Source organism: Actinacidiphila bryophytorum, from assembly GCF_016916835.1.
Taxonomy (GTDB): Bacteria; Actinomycetota; Actinomycetes; order Streptomycetales; family Streptomycetaceae; genus Actinacidiphila; species Actinacidiphila bryophytorum.
In genome coordinates, this window is sequence record NZ_JAFFIX010000006.1 from 1 (window position 1) to 19,701 (window position 19,701).

The following is a 19,701-nucleotide window of genomic DNA, read 5'->3' on the forward strand; positions in this document are numbered from 1 at the left end:
CAGAGGCACCCCCCAGGCGGCCTGCCCGGGGGCGGACAGCGCGCCCACGCGGCGCCAGCCGCAGATCAGACGCAGCCCCGCGCCCCTAAGAGCTCGGCCCCGCCGCAAGGGCGCCGTAAGGCGCGGGAGGGAGGTCATCGGGTCGGCCGTTCGTCGACCGTTTTGGCGTGGCCGTGGACGTGGAAGGGGAAGTCGATCGTGCCGGGGAAGAGGACGGGGACCTTGAGGGTGACGGTGGCCTCCACGGTGCCGTCGCCGTTGCGGTGGGCGTCGGTGTGCGCGTCGCCGGACCACGCGCCGGGGAGGTCGGATGCCGCGGCGTCCGCGCCGGCCGACTGCGGGTCGGAGGAGACGGCGGCGGCCCTCGCCGCCTGATCGGCGGCGTTGCCGGCCAGCGTGAAGGTGTAACCCGTGAGCACCGCCTGCCAGACCAGGATCAGGGTGATCAGGATGATCGGGGTCATCCCGAGGGTCTCCAGGGTGACCTGGCCGCGGTCGCCGCCGCGGCGGGACTTCTTGCCGCGGGGCGCGGGGAGGGATGCCCCGGTCACGAGGCCGAGTTCGCCGGCCAGGGACCAGATGCCGGCCTTGACGGTGGAGCGGGCGTCGAGGTCGTGGAGGCGGCCGGCGTCGATGACGGGCTGGAGTTCGCGGAAGGCGGCGGGGACGGTGGACGCGGCGATGCGGGTGCCGGTGATGCGGCCGACCAGGGTGGGCTGGATCTCGGTGGCGCGGGTGTGGCGGTTGACGACGGTGGTGGTGTCCTGCGGTTTGCGGATCTGGAGCCGGTCCCACATGCGGACCATGCGCTTGGCGGCGCGGACGGCGACGACGTCGGGCGTGGTCACCAGGACCGCGGTGTCGGCGACCTCGACGGCGGCCGCGTTGGCACTGGTCATCTGGGTGCCGCAGTCGACGACGACGACCTCGTAGCGCTGCCGGAGTGCGGCCAGGACGAGGCGGGCGGCGCGGTCGGTGACGTCCTCGCCGCGTTCGCCGTCGGCGGGGGCGAGCAGCAGGGCGGGGCCGGACTCGTGGACGTACATGGCGTCGTGCAGGACCCGGGAGGACACGTCGGCGATGTCGGCGAGGTCGGCGACGGAGCGGCGGAACTGCACGTCGAGGTAGGAGGCGATGTCGCCGCCCTGCAGGTCGAGGTCGACCAGGGCGGTGGAGCGGCCGGAGGCGTGGGCGGCGAGCGCGAGGTGGACGGCGGTGACGGTGGTGCCGACGCCGCCCTTGGCGCCGGCGACGGCGACCACGGTGCCGCCCGCGACGGCGGGCAGGGCGGCGCGCTGCGGGCCGAGGTGGCGGCGCACCCCGGCGGCCCAGGTGGCGGCGGCGTCCACCCGGGCGCCCAACTCGTCGTAGGACAGCGGGAGTCCGACGACACCGCGGGCGCCGGAGTTCATCGCGGCGGCGAGGACGGCGGGGCCGGGGTCGGGGGTGAGCAGGATGACGCCGACGGCGGGGAAGCGCAGCGCGATGTCGCGGACGAGGTCGAGCGCGGGCATCGGGCCGATCGTCTCGTGGACGACGACGACTTCGGGGAGTTCCTCGACGCCGGTCTCGGCGGCGCGGGCCAGCAGGTCGAGCAGCGCGGTGGAGTCGTGGACCGCGGGTGCCGGTTCCGCGCCGGGGAGTTGGCCGAGCAGCCCGAGCAGCGCGCGGGCCGCGTCGGGGTCCGAGGTGCCGGCGACGATGCGTACGGTCACGGGCGGCCGCCTCCTCCGCTGCCGCTGTCGCCGGCGAGCGTGTAGTCGCGGGCGCTGTCCGGCGGGGCGCTGGTGTCGCCGGGGGCGACCAGCGCGAGGCGGACGTGCTCGGCGAACGATTCGGCGTAGGCGACGCGTTGGGCGTCCTCGGCGTCGAGGGCGAAGGTGATGGGCACGCCCTCGGTGGACAGCCGCTGGGCGTCGGCGTTCTTGTCGAAGGCCTTGATCTCGCCGACGTCGATGACCTGGGCGGCGGCCACGATGATGCGGGAGGTGTCGGGGTCGGTGTCCTTGCGCCCGGCGAAGGTGGCGAAGATGTTGACCTTGGCGCCGGGGGTGATCTTGCCCGCGACGCCGGTCTCGGCGTCGATCATGATGGCGATCTCCATCTGCCCCGGCCGCAGTCGGGGCCGGGCGGCGACCATGTCGGTCTGCAGCAGCGAGCCCTTCTTGAGGGCGACGGCGGCGATCTTGCCCTGCACCTGGCCGAGGTCGCGGACCGCGGTGTCCGGCAGCCAGCGCGAGGGCACCCGTATCTGCCGTATGTTCGCGCTGCCGATCTGCTGGTAGGCGGGCACGTCGGCGGACAGTTCGTACGCCGTGACCTTCTCCCCGACCTCGGACCGTGCGTCGTTGACGACGGCGAGCACCCCGGCGAAGGCGGCGACCGCACACACGGCGGAGACCACCAGGAGGACGACACCACGGCGCTGACGTGAGTTCATGTGCGGGCGGACCTATCGCTTGTGGGGTTCGAGTTGGGGGCGGCGCGGGGTCTCCACGGCGCGGCCGCGGGGGTCGGCGGCGTGCTTGGCCGGGGTCTGCCGGTCCGCGAGCCGGGTGGCGCAGAACAGGCACTGGTCGCCGATGACTTCGAGCCCGCACCAGGTGCAGGTGTCGCGCCGCACGGAGGTGACGAGCTGGTAGAGCATGCCGACGTCGGCGATGTAGGCGGTGAACTCGACGAGTTTCCCGGTACCCCACCAGCGGGCCGAGTCGGGCGGCAGCGGCACTTCGCGCAGGTGCTGGGAGCGCCAGGCGGCGGCGAGCGGGCCGGTGATCCAGCCCGGGTCGAGGCCCTTGCCCGCGACGGCCAGCTGCGTCTGGTAGCCGGGTCCCTGCGGGATCGTGGTGGGGTCGGCCTCGCCGAGGTAGGGCTCGGGGTGCGCGAGGACCGCGAAGTGCCGCCCGGGCACGAGGGACTTGACGTGGCTGCCGACGCCGACGGGTACGCGGTCGAGCTTGGCGACCGAGCCGAGCAGGGCGCCGGAGTAGAGGTAGTACGACAGCAGGCGGGCCGCGCCGGCCAGGACGCCGGGGCCGAGGTCGGTGCCGGCCAGCTGCCGCAGCTGCTCGCCGAGCAGTGCCCTGGCCAGCGGCGGCAGGGAGAGCGGCACGATCGCCAGCCGGTCGGCCTCCAGGGCGGACCGTACGGTGTGCAGCCGGCGCCTGACCGGGTCGTCGGCCTCGGCGGGGGCGAGCGCGACGACGTGGCCGTGGGCGTCGAGCGCGGCGGCGACCCGCGTCACGTGCTCCTCCAGCGGAAGTGCGAGGTCGTCCGACGTGACCGTGATGACGCTCAGCATCCGGAACCTCCCCCTTTCCGCCTGTTCTGCGCGTGTGGCCTGGCGATTTCCGCTCGCCAGCTTATCGATGTGTAGCGGGTTGGGTGCGCAAAGTTGCGGATCGGCGACGGTGAACGGCAGCTGTCCGCAAGAGGTCTTGACAACCCAATTGGTCTGGACCAACTTTCTCCCTTACCGGGCCATCCCCGGTGATCCCGACGGCCTGCCCGGCTTTCCGGGTCCCGCACTCCCACCACCCCCCAACTCCTTGCCCCCAGGAGGCAGTCGTGGAACGTGCATCGCACGCGAATCGAACCAGCCACACGCACCGCAGATCGACCGTCAGGCAGCGTACGGTCGCTGCGCTGAGCGCGGCGGCGGTGATCGGCGCGGGCGTAGCGGTCGTCACCGTCGGCAGCGCGAGCGCCGCCACCACCAACCTGGTCGCCAACCCCGGCTTCGAGAGCGGGCTGTCGAACTGGACCTGCACCGCGGGCAGCGGCGCCGCCGTCTCCAGCCCCGTGCACTCCGGCTCCGCCGCCCTCAAGGCGACCCCGTCGAACAGCGACACCGGGCAGTGCTCGCAGACCGTCAGCGTGCAGCCCAACTCCCAGTACACGCTGAGCGCGTGGGTCCAGGGCAGTTACGTCTACATCGGCGCCAGCGGCACCGGCGGCACCGACCCGTCGACCTGGACGCCCGGCGCGTCCTCCTACCAGCAGCTCAGCGTCAACTTCACCACCGGCGCGAGCACGCACTCGGTGACCGTCTACACGCACGGCTGGTACGCGCAGCCCGCCTACTTCGCCGACGACATCACGCTGTCCGGCCCCGGCGGCTCGACCACCCCGCCCACGACGCCGACCACCACACCCCCGACGACCCCGACGACGACTCCCCCGACCACCCCGACCACGACCCCGCCGACCACCACACCGCCGTCCACCGGCCTGCCCAAGCACGTGGTCACCGGTTACTGGCAGAACTTCGACAACGGCGCCACCGTGCAGACCATCGCGCAGGTGCAGAGCCAGTACGACATCATCGCCGTGGCCTTCGCCGACGCGACGACGACACCCGGTGCGGTGTCCTTCACCCTGGACCCCTCGCTCGGCTACAGCGTCGCGCAGTTCAAGGCCGACATCGCGGCCAAGCAGGCCGCGGGCAAGAAGGTGATCGTCTCGGTCGGCGGCCAGAACGGCACGATCTCGGTACGCGACTCCGCCTCGGCGACCAACTTCGCCAACAGCGTGTACTCGCTGATGCAGACCTACGGGTTCAACGGGGTCGACATCGACCTGGAGAACGGCATCGACTCGACGTACATGCCGCAGGCGCTGCGGGCGCTGAGCGCCAAGGCGGGCTCGGGCCTGATCATCACGATGGCGCCGCAGACGATCGACATGCTGTCGGCCGGCAGTGACTACCTGGCGACCGCGCTGAAGGTCAAGGACATCCTGACGATCGTCAACACGCAGTACTACAACAGCGGTTCGATGAACGGCTGCGACGGCGGCGTCTACAGCCAGGGCTCGGTGGACTTCATCACCACGCTGGCGTGCACCGCGATCCAGGCCGGCCTGTCACCGTCCCAGGTCGGCATCGGCACCCCGGCGTCCACCAGCGCGGCGGGCTCGGGCTACGTCAGCCCGAGCGTCGTCGACAACGCACTCGACTGCCTCGCCAAGGGCACCGGCTGCGGCAGCTTCCACCCGTCCACCACCTGGCCCGGCATCGGCGGCGCGATGACCTGGTCCACCAACTGGGACGCCTCCGCCGGCAACACCTGGTCCAACGGCGTCGGCCCCCACGTCCACTCCATGCCGTGACGGCACGTCATTAAGGGGCGCGGGGAACTGCGCGCGCAACCCACCACCGGCCGGTGGTCCGGCACGGACGGAACTGCCCCTTCGGGGCGGTGACGACCCGCGCGTGGTCGGTGGCTGGGCGCGCAGTTCCCCGCGCCCCTGAAAAACGCTCGCCCGCCAGGGCAGAAAGGTCAGCCCAGCACGGCCAGGGCGTCGATCTCGACGAGGAGCCCGGCCGGGAGGCCGACGTACACGGTCGTACGGGCGGCCGGCGGACCAGCAAGCGCAGCGAAATATTCGTCGTACAGCTCGTTGAACTCCGCGAAGTGACCCGTGTCGGTCAGGTACACCCGCACCATCACCGCGTCCTCCCAGGAGGCGCCGCCCGCCTCCAGCACCGAGCTGACGTTGGCCAGGGTCTGCAGGACCTGGGAGCGCAGGTCGGGACCGGCCGGGGTCGGGGCCCGGCCCTCGACGGCCGGGAGGAAGCCGACCTGTCCTGCGACCTGGAGGATGTTCCCCTTGCGCACCCCGTGCGAGAACTTCGCCGGGGGCGCGGTGTGGGTCGGCGGGGTGACCGCCGTCTTGGCGGTGTCGTGGGACATCAGGTCGCACCTTTCGTCGCGGGCTGGTGGTGGGCGGGTGTCACGCCCGACAGTTCGGCGCCGATCGCCTCGGCGGTCCGCAGGACGAGCGGCCGCAGCCGCAGCAACTCCTCCGCGCTGACGACCACGTTGGGCGCGGACACGGACATGGCCGCGCAGACCCGCCCGTCGGGGCCGTGCAGCGGTGCGCCGACGCAGTTGATGGACTCCTCGTGGCCGCCCAGGTCGCTCGCCCAGCCCTGCTCGCGCACCCGGGCCAGCTCGGCGAGGAAGGCGCCCGCGTCGGGGGTCGAACGCGGGGTGTAGCGCGGGTAGTCGAGGCCTTCGGCGACCGCCCGGCGCTCGGGCTCCGGCAGGTCGGCGAGCAGCAGTTTGGCGACGGCGGCGACCGTGATGGCGACCGGGCGGCCGATCCGCGAGTACATGCGCACCGGGTAGCGGCTCTCCACCTTGTCGATGTAGACGACCTCGCCCTGCTCGTAGACGGCCAAGTGCACGGTGTGGCCGGTGCGTTCGTTGAGTGCGGCCAGGTGCGGGTGGGCGATGCCGCGGATGTCCAGCGCCTCGACGGCCTGCTGGGCGAGCGCGAACAGCCGGGCGCCGAGCCGGTAGCGCTGGTCCTGCTGCCGGTAGACCAGGCCGTGGTCGTGCAGGGTGCGCAGCAGCCGCAGCGCGGTGGACTTGTGGACGTCGAGCCGGGTGGCGACCTGCTCCAGGCTCGCGGGTCCCTCGGCGAGCAGCGGCAGGATGGTCAGCGCGCGGTCGACGGTCTGGCTCACCGCGCCACCTCCTCGTCCTGCCGTGTCCACCCGGGGCCGAGTCGCAGTCTGCCCCATGCGGTGTCGTCCAGTGCGGCCAGGCCGTCGGCGTGGCCGCGGGCGGGCGGCGCCGCGAGGTCGCCCGGCACGGTCAGTGCGGCGGCGGCCAGCAGGTGCCCGTGCCGCAGCCGGTCGCGCAGCGGCAGGCCGCGCAGCGTCGCGGACAGGAAGCCGGCCGCGAAGGCGTCGCCCGCGCCGACGTGGGCGACCACGTCCACTGCGGGTGCCGGTACGTGCACGCGCTCGCCGCCGCTGAAGGCGGTGGCGCCGGCCGCGCCCTGCTTGACCACGACGGTCGCCGGTTCCGGCAGCGCGGCCCTGATCGCGTCGGCGTCCGCAAGGCCCCAGGCGGCCTGCGCCTCGTCCTCACCGACGAAGACCAGGTCGCAGCCGCGGGCGATCTCCGCCAGCAGCCACGGGTCGGCGCCGTGCCACAGCGCGGGCCGGTGGTTGACGTCGAAGGACACCAGCGGGCGGCCGGGTTCGCGGTGGGTGAGCCGCCGCATCAGCGACGCGCAGGTGGCCGACAGGGCGCAGGTGATCCCGGTCAGGTGCAGCACCCGCCCGGCCCACACGTCCCTGCGCTGCACCAGTGCGGGCGACAGGGCGGAGGCGGCGGAGCCCTTGCGGTAGTAGACGACCTCGGCGCGGCCCGGCGCCGCGTCCACGGTGGTGGCGCGCTCGCCCGCGGTGCGGAAGTAGATGCCGGTGGGGCGGTGCGGGTCGCGCTGGACCGCGCCGACGTCCACCCCCGCGGCGGCGATCGCGGCGACCAGGTGGTCGCCGAAGCCGTCGGCGCCGACGCGGCTGACCCAGCGGGCGCTGTGCCCGGCGCGGGCCAGGGTGCACGCGACGTTCGACTCGGCACCGCCGATGGACCGGTGGAAGGCGGGTACGTCCGCCAGCCGCCCGTCCTGGCTCGGCACGAAGGTCACCATGGACTCCCCCAGGCATACGACGTCCACGGTCGGCGTCACGCTCATGCTCGCTCTCACTGGGGTAGGGCTGCGGGTACTGCTCCTGCGCGACTGCGGTACGGCACTGCGGCCGTTGACCAGGCACAGGCCCGGATGTTAGACAGCTCGAAACACCATACGCAATGGCCGTTGCGCATGCTGCAACGCCCTGCGGGCTACGGAGGGTGCATGGACGTCGTCGCCGAACGGGTCGCCGCGCTGCGCGGGGAACGCGTCGACCACCGCTTCAAGGGCCTGCCGCCGGACGCGGCAGGACTCACCGTCGGCGAACTCGCCGCCCAGCGGCGCACCCTCACCGACGGCGGCTTCACCACCCCGCTGCTCGTCCTGTCCGCGGAAGCGCTCGACCACAACCTCGGCGTACTCGAACACTGGACGGCACAGCGCGGCCTCGCCTTCGCCCCGCACGGCAAGACGTCCATGGCCCCGCAGCTCTTCGCCCGCCAACTGGAGCGCGGCGCCTGGGGCATCACCGTCGCCGTACCCCACCAGGTGCGGGTCTGCCGGGCCTTCGGCGTCCCCCGGATCTTCCTCGCCAACGAACTCGTCGACGCCGCCGCGCTGCGCTGGATCGGCGCGGAACTCGACGCCGACCCCGGCTTCGAGTTCGTCGCCTACGTCGACTCCGTGCGCGGCGTCCAGCTCATGCAGGACGCGCTCGCCGCCGCAGGCGTACGCCGGCAGGTCGACGTCGTCGTGGAGCTGGGCGCGGGGGACGGCGCCCGGACCGGGGCGCGTACCGAGGCGGACTGCGCCGCCGTCGCCGCCGCCGTCGCCGCGGCCGGGCAGCTGCGGCTCGTCGGCGTCGCCGGATACGAGGCCGAGGTCCCCGACGCCGGCCCCGAACAGGTACGCGCCTGGCTGCGGCGGCTCGTCGCGCTCGCCGCGGAGCTGGACCGGGGCGGTGCGTTCGGCGGCGCCGAGCAGATCGTGGTCAGCGCGGGCGGCTCCGCGTGGTTCGACGCGGTCGCCGATGTCTTCGCCGGCATCGGCGGGATGTCGCGGCCCGTGCTGCCGCTGCTGCGGTCGGGGGCGTACGTGACGCACGACGACGCGCACTACGCCCGGGTCACGCCCTTCACCCGGGTGCCCGGGCACCTGGAGCCGGCCTTCCGGCTGTGGGCGCAGGTCGTCTCCCGGCCCGAGCCGGGGCAGGCCTTCCTCAACGCGGGGAAGCGGGACGTGCCGTACGACCTCGGGCTGCCCACGCCCGTGGCCGTGCGGTCCGCTGCGGGGCTGCGCCCCGCGCCCGCCGGGCTCGGCGTCAGCCGGCTGTCCGACCAGCACGCGTGGCTTTCCGTGCCGCCGGACGACGGGATCGAGGTCGGGGACCTCGTGTGCCTCGGGCTTTCGCACCCGTGCACCACCTTCGAGAAGTGGCCGCTCATTCCCGTCGCCACGGCCGACGGCACGATCACGGACTACGTCCGCACCTTCTTCTAGCCCCCGAGCGCCCCCCGGCGGTGGGTTGCGCGCGCAGTTCCCCCCGCCCCTGGGTGATTGCCCCTTGCTGTAGGCAGTCGCCTTTCCCACCGTCGCGGCTGGTCTCGCAGTTCCCCGAGCCCCTGAGGTCCTGCCACTTGCTGTGGCGTTGCTTCTTTCCCACTCCTCGGGCTGGGCGCGCAGTTCCCCGCGCCCCTAAAAACGCTCGCCCTCCTGCCCAGAGGGCGCCGCCTGCTGGCGCCAGCTCTGCGGGGAGAGGGCACCCCTCAGGAGGCGCTGGGGGTACCCCCAGGCGAAGCTCTGGGGGCGGAACTGCGCGACCAGCCACCCACCGGCCGAAAGGTGCAAGCCCACAGCAGGTGGCACCCACCCAGGGGCTAGGGTCCTGGTATGGACCTGGTCGTGCGGGGTGTCCGCGTGGTGGACGGGAGCGGGGCGCCCGCGTTCACGGGCGACGTCGCCGTCGAGGACGGGCGGATCGCCGAGGTGCGGCGAGGGCGCGGCAGGGGGCCGGCCGGGGGCAGGGTCGTCGATGGGCGCGGGCTCGTGCTCGCGCCCGGCTTCATCGACATGCACGCGCACAGCGACCTGGCCCTGCTGACGGACCCGGCCCACGAGGCGAAGGCGGCCCAGGGCGTCACCCTGGAGGTCCTGGGCCAGGACGGCCTGTCGTACGCGCCCGCCGACGACCGCACCCTGGAGACGCTGCGCACCCTGATCGCCGGGTGGAACGGCGACGGCTCGGACGTCGAGTTCGACTGGCGCACCGTCGGCGGCTACCTGGACCGCCTGGACCGCGGCGTCGCGGTCAACGCCGCCTACCTCGTACCGCAGGGCACCGTCCGGATGGCGGTGGTCGGCTGGGAGGACCGGCCGGCGACGCCGGACGAGTTGCGCAGGATGAAGCAGCTGGTCGCGGAGGGTATGGAGCAGGGCGCGGTGGGGATGTCGTCGGGCCTGACGTACACCCCGGGGATGTACGCCCCCGACACCGAGCTGACGGAGTTGTGCCGGGTGGTCGCAGAGCACGGCGGCTACTACTGCCCGCACCACCGTTCGTACGGCGCCGGGGCGCTGCGCGCGTACGAGGAGATGATCGCCGTCGCGACGGACGCGGGCTGCCCGCTGCACCTGGCGCACGCGACGATGAACTTCGACGTCAACGCCGGCCGCGCCCCGGATCTGCTCGACGTGCTGGACAAGGCGCTCGCGGACGGCGCGGACATCACCCTGGACAGCTACCCGTACACCGCCGGGTGTACGACGCTGGTGGCGCTGCTGCCGAGCTGGGCGGCGGTCGGCGGCCCGGAGGCCACGCTGGCCAGGCTGCGCGACGCGCCCACCGCGGAGCGGATCAGGCACGCCCTGGAGGTCGAGGGCTCCGACGGCTGCCACGGGGTGCCGGTGGACTGGTCGACCGTCGAGGTGTCGGGCACCGCGGACCCGGCGCTGGCCGACCGCGTCGGCACCCGGCTGAGCGGCTGGCCCGCGGCCCGCGACCTGCTGCTGGCCGACCGGCTCGGCACCACGATCCTGCAGCACGTCGGCGACGAGCGGAACGTGCGCACGGTGATGCGCCACCGCACGCACACCGCCGGCTCCGACGGCATCCTGCACGGCAGCAAGCCGCACCCGCGGGCGTACGGCACCTTCCCGCACTACCTGGGGCACTACGTGCGCGAGCTGGGCGTGCTCGGCCTGGAGGAGTGCGTCGCCCACATGACCGGCCGCCCCGCCGCCCGGCTGCGGCTGCCGGACCGGGGCCTGGTCCGCGAGGGCCACCGCGCCGACCTGGTCCTCTTCGACCCGGACACGGTCGCCTCGGGCGCGACCTACGACCGGCCGCGCACCCTGCCGACAGGCATCCCCTACGTCCTGGTCGACGGTCGCTTCGTCATCGAGGACGGCCGTCGGACGGACGTGCTGGCGGGGCGGTCCGTGCGCTCGGCAGGCCGGCCCTGACTCTGTCGAGGTGATCGAGGAGGTCCCCGAAGTTCACGGTCACGTCGAGCGCCCCCACCTCGCGGGCCTTCGCCAGCCGCGCCTGAGTGGCCTCCGAGCTGTAGTAGACGACGGGTCCGGTGTACGTCCGCTCGGCGCGCAGCCGCCGCACGTAGTCGAAGCCCGCCTCGCGCTCGCGGCCCCGCTGGATGTCGGAGACCATCACGTCCGGCACGAAGGCGGCGATGGCGTCGTCGGCTTCGTCCTCGTCACCGGCCACTTTGACGATGGCGCCCGAAAGGCGCAGGAAGGACGCCCCGGCCACCTCGATGTTCCCCGGCTGGTCGTCCACCCACAGCACGCGCATCCCGGCGTACCGCCGCCGGTTCGGGCGCTCCTCCAGGCCGAACGCCCGGTCGACGACCGGCTGCGGCAGGCCGTAGCTGCTCTCGGGTTCCGGGTCGGGGACCGGCACGGGCACCGGCAGCAGCTGCAGGCGGGCGACCAGCTCCCCCGTCCCGTCCAGGGCCAGCAGCTCGTCCAGCAGCGAGGTGAAGCCCCGGTCGGCGGCGAGCCGCGGGAAGTCCGCGGGCAGCCGGCGCTCCAAGTCGGGCAGCGCGTCCTGCAGGGCGGCCGGGTGGAAGGCCACCTCGTGGTACGTCAGCTGCGCGGTCATCCGGTCGGCGTCCTCGGCGGGCGGGCCGGCTGCGTCCGGCGGGCGGTGCGCCAGCGCCCGCAGCAGCCGGTAGTCGCGGAACTCGGTGAGGGTGTCCCGCTCCGAGGGCGCCCGCGGGATGGTCATCATGCGGTAGAAGTCGGCGTAGAAGTACTGGAGCAGCAGCACCCGCAGCACCGCCTGCGGGCCGAAGTCGCGCCAGGCCGGGTTGAGGGTCGCTTCCAGCACGAAGCCGTTGACCAGGCGTTTGATACGCCGGGGGTTGCGCCCCGAGCGTTCGATCAGCAGCCGGGTGAGGTCGCCGTCGAGGTAGGCGGAGATGCCCGCGTGCCGGGCGCAGCGCTCGACGTAGGCGGTGATGTCGCGGTCGGCGGCCGCCGGGACGCGGTAGACGGTCTGGAAGATCTTCTCCATGAAGGCCGACGCGGCGGGCGACAGGTCGCGCAGCAGCCCGCCGGGGGCCAGCGCCGAGCGGTCGCAGCCGATGACGAAGGCAAGGCCGGGCACGTCGAGGTACAGCTTGAGCGCCTCGCACACCGCGAGCACGGTCTCCTCGGAGCAGCGGTCGAGGTCGTCGATGAAGACCACGAGCAGCCGCCCGCCGGTGCTGCCGGGACCGCGCTGCGCCCAGTCGTCGACCATGCGGCGCAGCACGTTGCGCATCTCGTTGCGGGTACGGGCGTCGGCGCTCATCCGGTTCCACAGCTCGTTGACCGGCCCGGCCGCCTGGAAGAGGCCCGCGGCGGCGGTCAGCAGCGCGCGCAGCGTGCCGGCCAGCGGGCGGTTGCCGCGCAGTTTGTTCAGACCGCGGCGCAGCACGTTCGGGTCGAGGCCGGTCAGCACCGACTTGATCAGGCCTTCGAGCACGTCACCGCCGGAACCGGAGGCGGTCCACGCGTTGTACCAGACCTGGCTGACCCCCCGCTCCCCGCGCAGCCGGCAGTCGGTCAGCCGCATCAGGCTGGACTTGCCCATGCCCCACCCGCCGTCGACGGCGAGCGTGAAGGGCGTGGAGCGGCGGGAGGACACCAGCAGCCGGCACAGCCGCTCCGCGGTCTCGGTCGCACCCAGCGCGTCCTGCTCACCGCCCGCCACCGGCTCGTCACCGAGCAGCGAGAACCCCGCCGCCTCCGGCGCCCCGCTGCCGTCGGCCGGCAGTCCCTGCCGCGGCCACGGCTGCTCCCCCAGGTCACCGGGAGGAGGCGGCGCGGCAGGCGGCGGAGGCACGCCACCAGTGTCCCAGCGAGGCCCTGCCGCGTCCCCCGGGTGGCGAAAAACACCGCGCGGCGGACGTGACCTGCCCGTAAGGTGACCGGCATGCAGGTGATCCAGTCCACGAAGCTCGCAAACGTCTGTTACGAGATCCGGGGTCCGGTTCTTGAGGAGGCGATGCGGCTGGAGGCGGCCGGACACCGCATCCTCAAGCTGAACACCGGGAATCCGGCCGGGTTCGGGTTCGAGTGCCCGCCCGAGATCCTTGAGGACATGCTGCGCACCCTGAAGGACGCGCACGGATACGGCGACGCCAAGGGTCTGCTGTCGGCACGCCGGGCGGTGATGCAGCACTACCAGACCAAGGGCATCCCGCTGGACGTCGAGGACGTCTACCTCGGCAACGGCGTGTCCGAGCTGATCCAGATGTCGATGCAGGCGCTGCTGGACGACGGCGACGAGGTGCTGGTCCCCGCGCCCGACTACCCGCTGTGGACGGCCTCGGTCGCCCTGGCCGGCGGCACCGCGGTGCACTACCGGTGCGACGAGCAGTCCGACTGGATGCCGGACCTGGCAGACATCGAGCGCAAGGTGACCGACCGCACCAAGGCGATCGTGATCATCAACCCGAACAACCCGACCGGTGCGGTGTACGACGAGGAGCTGCTGCGCGGGCTCACCGACATCGCACGCCGGCACCGCCTGGTGGTCTGCTCCGACGAGATCTACGACAAGATCCTCTACGACGACGCCACCCACACCCCGACCGCGGCCATCGCCCCCGACCTGCTCACCCTGACCTTCAACGGCCTGTCCAAGGCCTACCGGGTGGCCGGCTACCGCAGCGGCTGGATGGCGGTGTGCGGCCCCAAGACGCACGCGGGCAGCTACATCGAGGGCCTGACGATCCTGGCCAACATGCGGCTGTGCGCCAACATGCCGGCCCAGCACGCGATCGCCACCGCGCTCGGCGGGCACCAGTCGATCACCTCGCTGGTGCTGCCCGGCGGGCGGCTCGCCGCCCAGCGGGACGCCACGTACGAGGCGCTGACCGCCATCCCCGGCGTGACCTGCGTCAAGCCCAAGGGCGCGCTGTACGCCTTCCCGCGGCTCGACCCGCAGGTCTACAAGATCAAGGACGACCGGCAGATGGTCCTCGACCTGCTGCGGGCCGAGAAGATCATGATCGTCCACGGGACCGGGTTCAACTGGATCGAACCCGACCACTTCAGGATCGTCACGCTGCCGCGTGCGGAGGACCTGACCGAGGCCATCGGCCGTATCGGCCGCTTCCTGGACGGCTACTCGCAGCGTTAGCGCTGCCGCGCGGGCCGAGCGTTTTAGGGGCGCGGGGAACTGCGCGCCAAGCCGTCCTCCGGCCGGTGGTCCCGAGCGAAGCGAGATGGGGGCACCCCCAGGCGGAGCTCTGGGGGAGGACCGAACAGCCCCTTTCGGACGGTGGCGACGTGCAGCCCGTCGTGGGCTGGTCGCGCAGTTCCCCGCGCCCCTGGTGGTTGCCCTCCAGGGCAGGGTCAGCCCAGGCGGGCGACCAGGGCCTCGTACTCGGCCCAGAGCTCGGGCGGGGTGTGATCCCCGAAGGTCGAAAGGTGGCCGGGCATCAGCGCGGCCTCCTCGCGCCAGACCTCGGGGTCGACGGACAGGAGCAGGTCGAGGTCGGACGGGGCGAGGCCGAGACCCTCGGTGTCGAGGGCGCCCGGGGCCGGGAGGATGCCGATGGGGGTGCGGACCCCCTCCGCCGTACCGTCGAGGCGCTCGACGATCCACTTCAGCACGCGGCTGTTCTCGCCGAAGCCGGGCCAGACGAAGCGGCCGTCCGCGTCCTTCCTGAACCAGTTGACGTAGTAGATCGCCGGCAGCTTCGCCGGGTCGTGGGCCTTGCCCACCTCCAGCCAGTGCGCGAAGTAGTCGCCCATGTTGTAGCCGCAGAAGGGCAGCATCGCGAACGGGTCGCGGCGCAGTTCGCCGACCTTGCCCTCGGCGGCGGCGGTCTTCTCGCTGGCGATGTTCGCGCCGAGGAAGACGCCGTGCTGCCAGTCGAAGGACTCGGTGACCAGCGGTACGGCCGAGGCGCGGCGCCCGCCGAAGAGGATCGCGGAGATCGGGACGCCGCGCGGGTCCTCCCACTCGGGGGCGATGATCGGGCACTGCCCGGCCGGGACGGTGAAGCGGGCGTTGGGGTGGGCGGCGGGCGTGCCGGACGCGGGGGTCCAGTCGTTGCCCTTCCAGTCGGTGAGGTGCGCCGGGGGTTCCTCGGTCATGCCCTCCCACCACACGTCGCCGTCGTCGGTGAGGGCGACGTTGGTGAAGACGGAGTTGGCGTACATCGTCTTCATGGCGTTGGCGTTGGTGTGCTCGCCGGTGCCGGGGGCGACGCCGAAGAAGCCGGCCTCGGGGTTGATGGCGTACAGGCGGCCGTCGTCGCCGAAGCGCATCCAGGCGATGTCGTCGCCGATGGTCTCGACGCTCCAGCCGGAGATGGTGGGCTCCAGCATCGCCAGGTTGGTCTTGCCGCACGCGGAGGGGAAGGCGGCGGCGACGTAGCGGGCCTGCCCGCGGGGCGGGGTGAGCTTGAGGATCAGCATGTGCTCGGCCAGCCAGCCCTCGTCGCGGGCCATGACCGAGGCGATACGCAGGGCGTAGCACTTCTTGCCGAGCAGGGCGTTGCCGCCGTAGCCGGAGCCGTAGGACCAGATCTCCCGGTCCTCGGGGAAGTGCGAGATGTACTTGGTGTCGCTGCAGGGCCACGGCACGTCGGCCTGGCCCTCGGCGAGGGGTGCGCCGACGGAGTGGACGGCCTTGACGAAGTCGCCGTCGGTGCCCAGTTCGTCCAACACGGCGCGGCCCATCCGGGTCATCGTGCGCATGGACACGGCGACGTAGGCGGAGTCGGTGATCTCCACGCCCATCGCGGACAGCGGCGAGCCGAGCGGCCCCATGCAGAAGGGCACGACGTACATGGTCCGGCCGCGCATCGACCCGCGGAAGAGACCTCCCCCAGAGCCTCCGGCCTGGGAGGTAGCCCCATCTCCGCTAAAGATCTCCCGCATCTCCGCGGGGTCCTTCCAGTGGTTGGTGGGGCCTGCGTCCTCCTCGCGGGCGGAGCAGATGAACGTACGGTCCTCGACGCGCGCCACGTCGGAGGGGTCGGAGGCCGCGTGGTACGAGTTCGGCCGCAGGGTCGGATCGAGCCTGGTGAAGGTGCCCTTGGCGACGAGTTCCGCCGCCAGCAGGTCGTACTCCGCCTGCGAGCCGTCGCACCAGACGACCTCGTCGGGCTGGGTGAGTTCGGCGATCTCGCCGACCCATCGGATCAGTTCCTGGTGTTCGGTGGGAGCCGCAATACCGCGCGCCACGATCGCTCCGTCCCGCCGGGTCCGCACAGACCGGCGTGAGAGTTGAGGGTTGGTTCGGCCCCTTGGGGGCTGCGGCCCGGACGCGTTCGTGGAGTGCTCATCCGGTACCGACCGCACTCATATGAGTGTGAGGCCGATCGAATGAGTCTGTCCAGAGGAGCGGAAGTGAGCCCCGCCACGGCCGCGACGACGCCCGCACCCGTGGCCTGCGACAGGGCAACCTACGGTGACGTAGGTAGGATTGACGCCATGAGCGCCGTCGATCACACTGCAGAAATGCCATCCGACATCGACGGTCCCGAGCCGCCCACACCCATAAAGCCCAAGCTCAGAGGGTGGCTGCACGCGGGCATGTTCCCCGCGGTGCTGATCTCGGGTGTGGTGCTCACCGCCTTCGCGCAGAGCACCAGGGGGCGCATCGCGTGTGCCGTCTTCACGGTGTCGGCGTGTGCGCTCTTCGGTGTCAGCGCCCTCTACCACCGCGGTGACTGGGGTCCGCGCGGCGCCGGAATTTTGCGCCGGCTTGACCATGCGAACATCTTCCTGATCATCGCCGGCACCTACACACCGCTGGCGATACTGCTGCTGCCGGGCGGTACGTCCCATCTGCTGCTGTGGCTGGTGTGGGCAGGAGCGCTGGCCGGAATCGCCTTCCGGGTCTTCTGGGTCGGCGCGCCCCGCTGGCTGTACACGCCCTGCTACATCGCGCTGGGCTGGGTCGCGGTCTTCTTCCTGCCGGACTTCCTGCGCACCGGCGGTGTCGCCGTGCTGGTCTGCGTGATCGTCGGCGGGGTGCTCTACAGCACGGGGGCCGCGGTCTACGGCTTCAAGCGGCCCAACCCGTCGCCGCGCTGGTTCGGCTTCCACGAGGTCTTCCACTCGTTCACGCTGGCCGCCTTCATCGTCCACTACGTCGGCATCTCGCTGGTGGCCTACACCCACGGCTGACAGCCGGCGGCGCGCCCGCACAGGCCCGTACCCCCTCGGGGGGTGCGGGCCTTTCTGCTGTCGGGTTGGCAGGACTCGGTGCGAGAGCTACTCTTTTTTGAGAGTCACTACCAATTGATGTTCTCTCGCAGGAGACCGCGATGTCCGCTCCCCCGACCGCTTCACCGACCGCTTCACCGACCGCTTCACCGACCGCTCCTTCGCAGCCCGACCCCCGGCGCTGGCTCGCCCTGGTCGCACTCAGCCTGAGCATGCTGGTGCTCAGCTTCGACACCACGATCCTCAACGTGGCCCTGCCGACGATGGCCGACCGGATCGGCGCGGACACCGGCGACATGCAGTGGATCGTCGACTCCTACACCGTCGTCTTCGCCGCCCTGATGCTGCCCGCCGGCCTGCTCGGCGACCGCTTCGGACGGCGCACGATGCTCGTCGCGGGCCTGGCGGTCTTCCTGGCCGGCTCGCTGCTCGGCTCCCTCGTCCACAGCCCGGGACCCGTCATCGCCGCCCGGACGGTCATGGGCCTCGGCGGTGCCTTCGTGATGCCGCTCGCGCTGTCGGTGATCCCGTCGCTGTTCGGCCCCGCAGAACGCCCCAGGGCGGTCGCCATCGCCAGCACCGCGATGGCCTTCGGTATGCCGCTCGGGCCGATCATCGGCGGCGCGCTCCTCGAGCACTTCTGGTGGGGCTCGGTCTTCCTGGTCAACATCCCGCTGGTCGCGCTCGCCATCGCCGCGTGCTTCGCGCTGCTGCCCGAGACCACCGACCCGGCCGCCCCGCGGGTGCGCGCCACCAGCACCTTCTGCACCGCCGCGGGCCTGGGCGCACTCGTCTACGGCATCATCGAGGCGCCCACCCGCGGCTGGGGCGACCCGCTCGTCGCCGCCATGCTCGCCGCCGGAGCCGTCCTGCTGGCCACGCTCGTCCTGCGCGAGCGCAGCGTCGAACGGCCCATGCTCGACATGGGCCTGCTGCGGCAGCGCGGCTTCCTGTGGAACACCGTCGCCGCCACCCTGGTCAGCTTCATCCTCACCGGCATGGTCTTCGTCCTGCCCTCCTACCTGCAGAGCACTCTCGGCTACGACGCCCTCGGCACCGGGCTGCGGCTGCTGCCGATGATGGGCGGGCTCATGGTCGCCGCCCGGATCGCCCCCGCGCTCACCGCCAAGGGCGGGCCGCGCCCGGTGATCGTCGCGGGCCTGCTGGTCCTGGCCGCCGGCGCCTTCCTCGGCGCCACCACCGCCGACGGCGACGGATACAGCCGCACCGCCGGATGGCTGGCCGTCGCGGGCGTCGGCTTCGGCCTGTCCATCGTCCCGGCCATGAACAGCGCACTCGGCGCGCTGCCCAGAGAGCGCGCCGGCAGCGGCTCGGGCCTGCTCCAGACGCTGCGGCAGACCGGGGCCGCCGTCGGCGTCGCGATCCTCGGCAGCGTGCTCGCCGCCGGCTACACCGGGCGGCTCGACACCGCGGGGCTGTCCCCGGACGCCGCGGCCACCGCACGCGACTCCCTCGTCGGCGCGCACGCGGTCGCCGCGCGGCTCGGCGACCGCGCGCTCGCCGCGTCCGCGGACTCCTCCTACCTGCACGGCATGAACCTCACGCTGGTCGTGTGCGGGGCGGCCGCACTGGTCACCGCACTGCTGGTGGCCGCCTTCCTCCCCAACCCCCGCCAGGAGCGCACCGCGGCACCGCCCGCCGCCCAGGGTGCGGAGGGCGCCGACACGATGGCCGCGCGGCCCGCGGATGCCCGACAATGACGTCATGTCCCCTCGAACCCCCGACGCCACCGCCCCCCGGGCCGGACTGCGGGAACGCAAGAAGATCCAGACCCGGCTGGCGATCCGCGAGTCCGCCTTTCGGCTCTTCGCCGAGCACGGATACGACGCCACGCCGGTGGACCGGATCGCGGCGGACGCGGACGTGTCGCCCAGCACCGTCTTCCGCTACTTCCCGACGAAGGAGGACATCGTCCTCACGGACGAGTACGACGACGTGATGGCGGACAAGCTGCGGGCCAGGCCCGAGGGCGAGGCACCGCTGGTGTCAGTGCGGATGGTGCTGCACGAGCTGTTCAGCACCGTACTCAACGACCCCGCCCAGCGGGCGGAGCTGGTGCTGCGCGAGCAGCTCGTACGCGACGTGCCGGCGATTCGTGCGCGCGCGCACGAATCGTTCTCGCTGACCGGGCGGCTGCTCGGCGGCATCATCGCCAGCCGCACCGGGCGGACCGCTGACGCGCTCGAAGTCCGGGTCTTCACCGCGGCGGTGTTCGCCGCGATTCATGAGGCCACGATGTTCTGGGTCGAGAAGGCGCCGGACGAGGACCTCCTGGTCCTCATCGACCGCTCCCTCCGCATCCTCACCCGCGGCCTCGCCATCTGACCCCCGGGGGGGTCACCCCCCGCCCCAGGGTGATTGCCACTTGCTGTGCGCTTGCACCTTCCGGTGCGTGGGTGATTGGGCGCGCAGTTCCCCGCGCCCCTGAAAAACGCTCACCCTGCAGGGCGAGGGCACCCCACCAGGGGCGCGGGGAACTGCGCGCCCAGCCCGGGCGGACGGGAAGAAAGCGACGCCACCGCAAGTGGCAATCACCCAGGCGCCCCCACCGGCGGAAAG

General features: G+C 72.5%; 15 protein-coding genes. 7 read left to right on the plus strand and 8 right to left on the minus strand.

The features are described from left to right. Window positions 1-134: 134 nt before the first annotated feature. The 3 genes from JT723_RS10995 to JT723_RS11005 are packed head-to-tail and all read right to left on the minus strand — an operon-like array spanning window position 135 to window position 3,301. Entirely contained in the window at window positions 135-1,715 is a 1,581-nt protein-coding gene (locus JT723_RS10995; RefSeq protein WP_205044369.1) for a CpaE/TadZ family protein, read from the minus strand. After that, window positions 1,712-2,440 (minus strand): Flp pilus assembly protein CpaB, encoded by a 729-nt coding sequence (cpaB, locus tag JT723_RS11000; RefSeq protein ID WP_205044370.1) that lies wholly within the window; start codon window positions 2,438-2,440, stop codon window positions 1,712-1,714. Before cpaB ends, JT723_RS10995 begins: the two co-directional genes overlap by 4 nt. 12 nt (window positions 2,441-2,452) lie before the next feature. Next, on the minus strand, window positions 2,453-3,301 hold the full coding sequence (locus JT723_RS11005) for a hypothetical protein (RefSeq protein WP_205044371.1): 849 nt from the start codon (window positions 3,299-3,301) through the stop codon (window positions 2,453-2,455). Window positions 3,302-3,567: 266 nt separating this feature from the next. Between JT723_RS11005 and JT723_RS11010 the strand changes: the two genes are divergently transcribed. Next, window positions 3,568-5,109, plus strand: a complete 1,542-nt coding sequence (locus tag JT723_RS11010; RefSeq protein ID WP_205044372.1) for a chitinase — start codon at window positions 3,568-3,570, stop codon at window positions 5,107-5,109. Window positions 5,110-5,279: 170 nt separating this feature from the next. On the opposite strand, the gene JT723_RS11015 is transcribed toward JT723_RS11010, so the two are convergent. Genes JT723_RS11015 through JT723_RS11025 form a run of 3 tightly spaced genes read right to left on the minus strand, consistent with a single transcriptional unit; the run spans window position 5,280 to window position 7,494 of the window. Continuing rightward, on the minus strand, window positions 5,280-5,693 hold the full coding sequence (locus JT723_RS11015) for a RidA family protein (protein WP_205044373.1): 414 nt from the start codon (window positions 5,691-5,693) through the stop codon (window positions 5,280-5,282). Further along, entirely contained in the window at window positions 5,693-6,472 is a 780-nt protein-coding gene (locus tag JT723_RS11020) for an IclR family transcriptional regulator (protein WP_205044374.1), read from the minus strand. The genes JT723_RS11015 and JT723_RS11020 overlap by 1 nt, the downstream gene beginning before the upstream one ends. After that, a complete protein-coding gene (locus JT723_RS11025; RefSeq protein ID WP_205044375.1) occupies window positions 6,469-7,494 on the minus strand; it encodes a sugar kinase in 1,026 nt (341 codons plus the stop codon). The genes JT723_RS11020 and JT723_RS11025 overlap by 4 nt, the downstream gene beginning before the upstream one ends. A 162-nt stretch (window positions 7,495-7,656) precedes the next feature. On the opposite strand from JT723_RS11025, the gene JT723_RS11030 reads away from it, so the two are divergent. Then, window positions 7,657-8,931 (plus strand): alanine racemase, encoded by a 1,275-nt coding sequence (locus tag JT723_RS11030; protein ID WP_205044376.1) that lies wholly within the window; start codon window positions 7,657-7,659, stop codon window positions 8,929-8,931. 390 nt (window positions 8,932-9,321) lie between these two features. Continuing rightward, window positions 9,322-10,893, plus strand: a complete 1,572-nt coding sequence (locus JT723_RS11035; protein WP_205044377.1) for an N-acyl-D-amino-acid deacylase family protein — start codon at window positions 9,322-9,324, stop codon at window positions 10,891-10,893. Here JT723_RS11035 and JT723_RS11040 read toward each other — a convergent pair. Next, the gene (locus tag JT723_RS11040; protein WP_205044378.1) at window positions 10,826-12,775 is read right to left on the minus strand and encodes a P-loop NTPase fold protein; all 1,950 of its coding nucleotides are present in this window, start codon (window positions 12,773-12,775) and stop codon (window positions 10,826-10,828) included. The genes JT723_RS11035 and JT723_RS11040 overlap by 68 nt on opposite strands. Window positions 12,776-12,865: 90 nt before the next feature. Between JT723_RS11040 and JT723_RS11045 the strand changes: the two genes are divergently transcribed. Next, the gene (locus JT723_RS11045; RefSeq protein WP_205044379.1) at window positions 12,866-14,077 is read left to right on the plus strand and encodes a pyridoxal phosphate-dependent aminotransferase; all 1,212 of its coding nucleotides are present in this window, start codon (window positions 12,866-12,868) and stop codon (window positions 14,075-14,077) included. Window positions 14,078-14,292: 215 nt separating this feature from the next. Here JT723_RS11045 and JT723_RS11050 read toward each other — a convergent pair whose 3' ends face one another. Further along, complete coding sequence (locus JT723_RS11050) at window positions 14,293-16,134, minus strand: phosphoenolpyruvate carboxykinase (GTP) (protein WP_205044380.1); 1,842 nt, start codon at window positions 16,132-16,134, stop codon at window positions 14,293-14,295. Between the two features lie 276 nt (window positions 16,135-16,410). On the opposite strand from JT723_RS11050, the gene trhA reads away from it, so the two are divergent. The 3 genes from trhA to JT723_RS11065 all read left to right on the plus strand — a co-directional run bounded on the left by trhA (window position 16,411) and on the right by JT723_RS11065 (window position 19,467). Then, window positions 16,411-17,082, plus strand: coding sequence for a PAQR family membrane homeostasis protein TrhA (gene trhA / locus JT723_RS11055; protein WP_240165455.1), 672 nt, complete (start codon window positions 16,411-16,413; stop codon window positions 17,080-17,082). 140 nt (window positions 17,083-17,222) lie between these two features. Continuing rightward, window positions 17,223-18,842, plus strand: coding sequence for an MFS transporter (locus JT723_RS11060; RefSeq protein WP_205044382.1), 1,620 nt, complete (start codon window positions 17,223-17,225; stop codon window positions 18,840-18,842). 4 nt (window positions 18,843-18,846) lie between these two features. Continuing rightward, window positions 18,847-19,467, plus strand: a complete 621-nt coding sequence (locus JT723_RS11065; RefSeq protein ID WP_205044383.1) for a TetR/AcrR family transcriptional regulator — start codon at window positions 18,847-18,849, stop codon at window positions 19,465-19,467. Window positions 19,468-19,701: the final 234 nt, after the last annotated feature.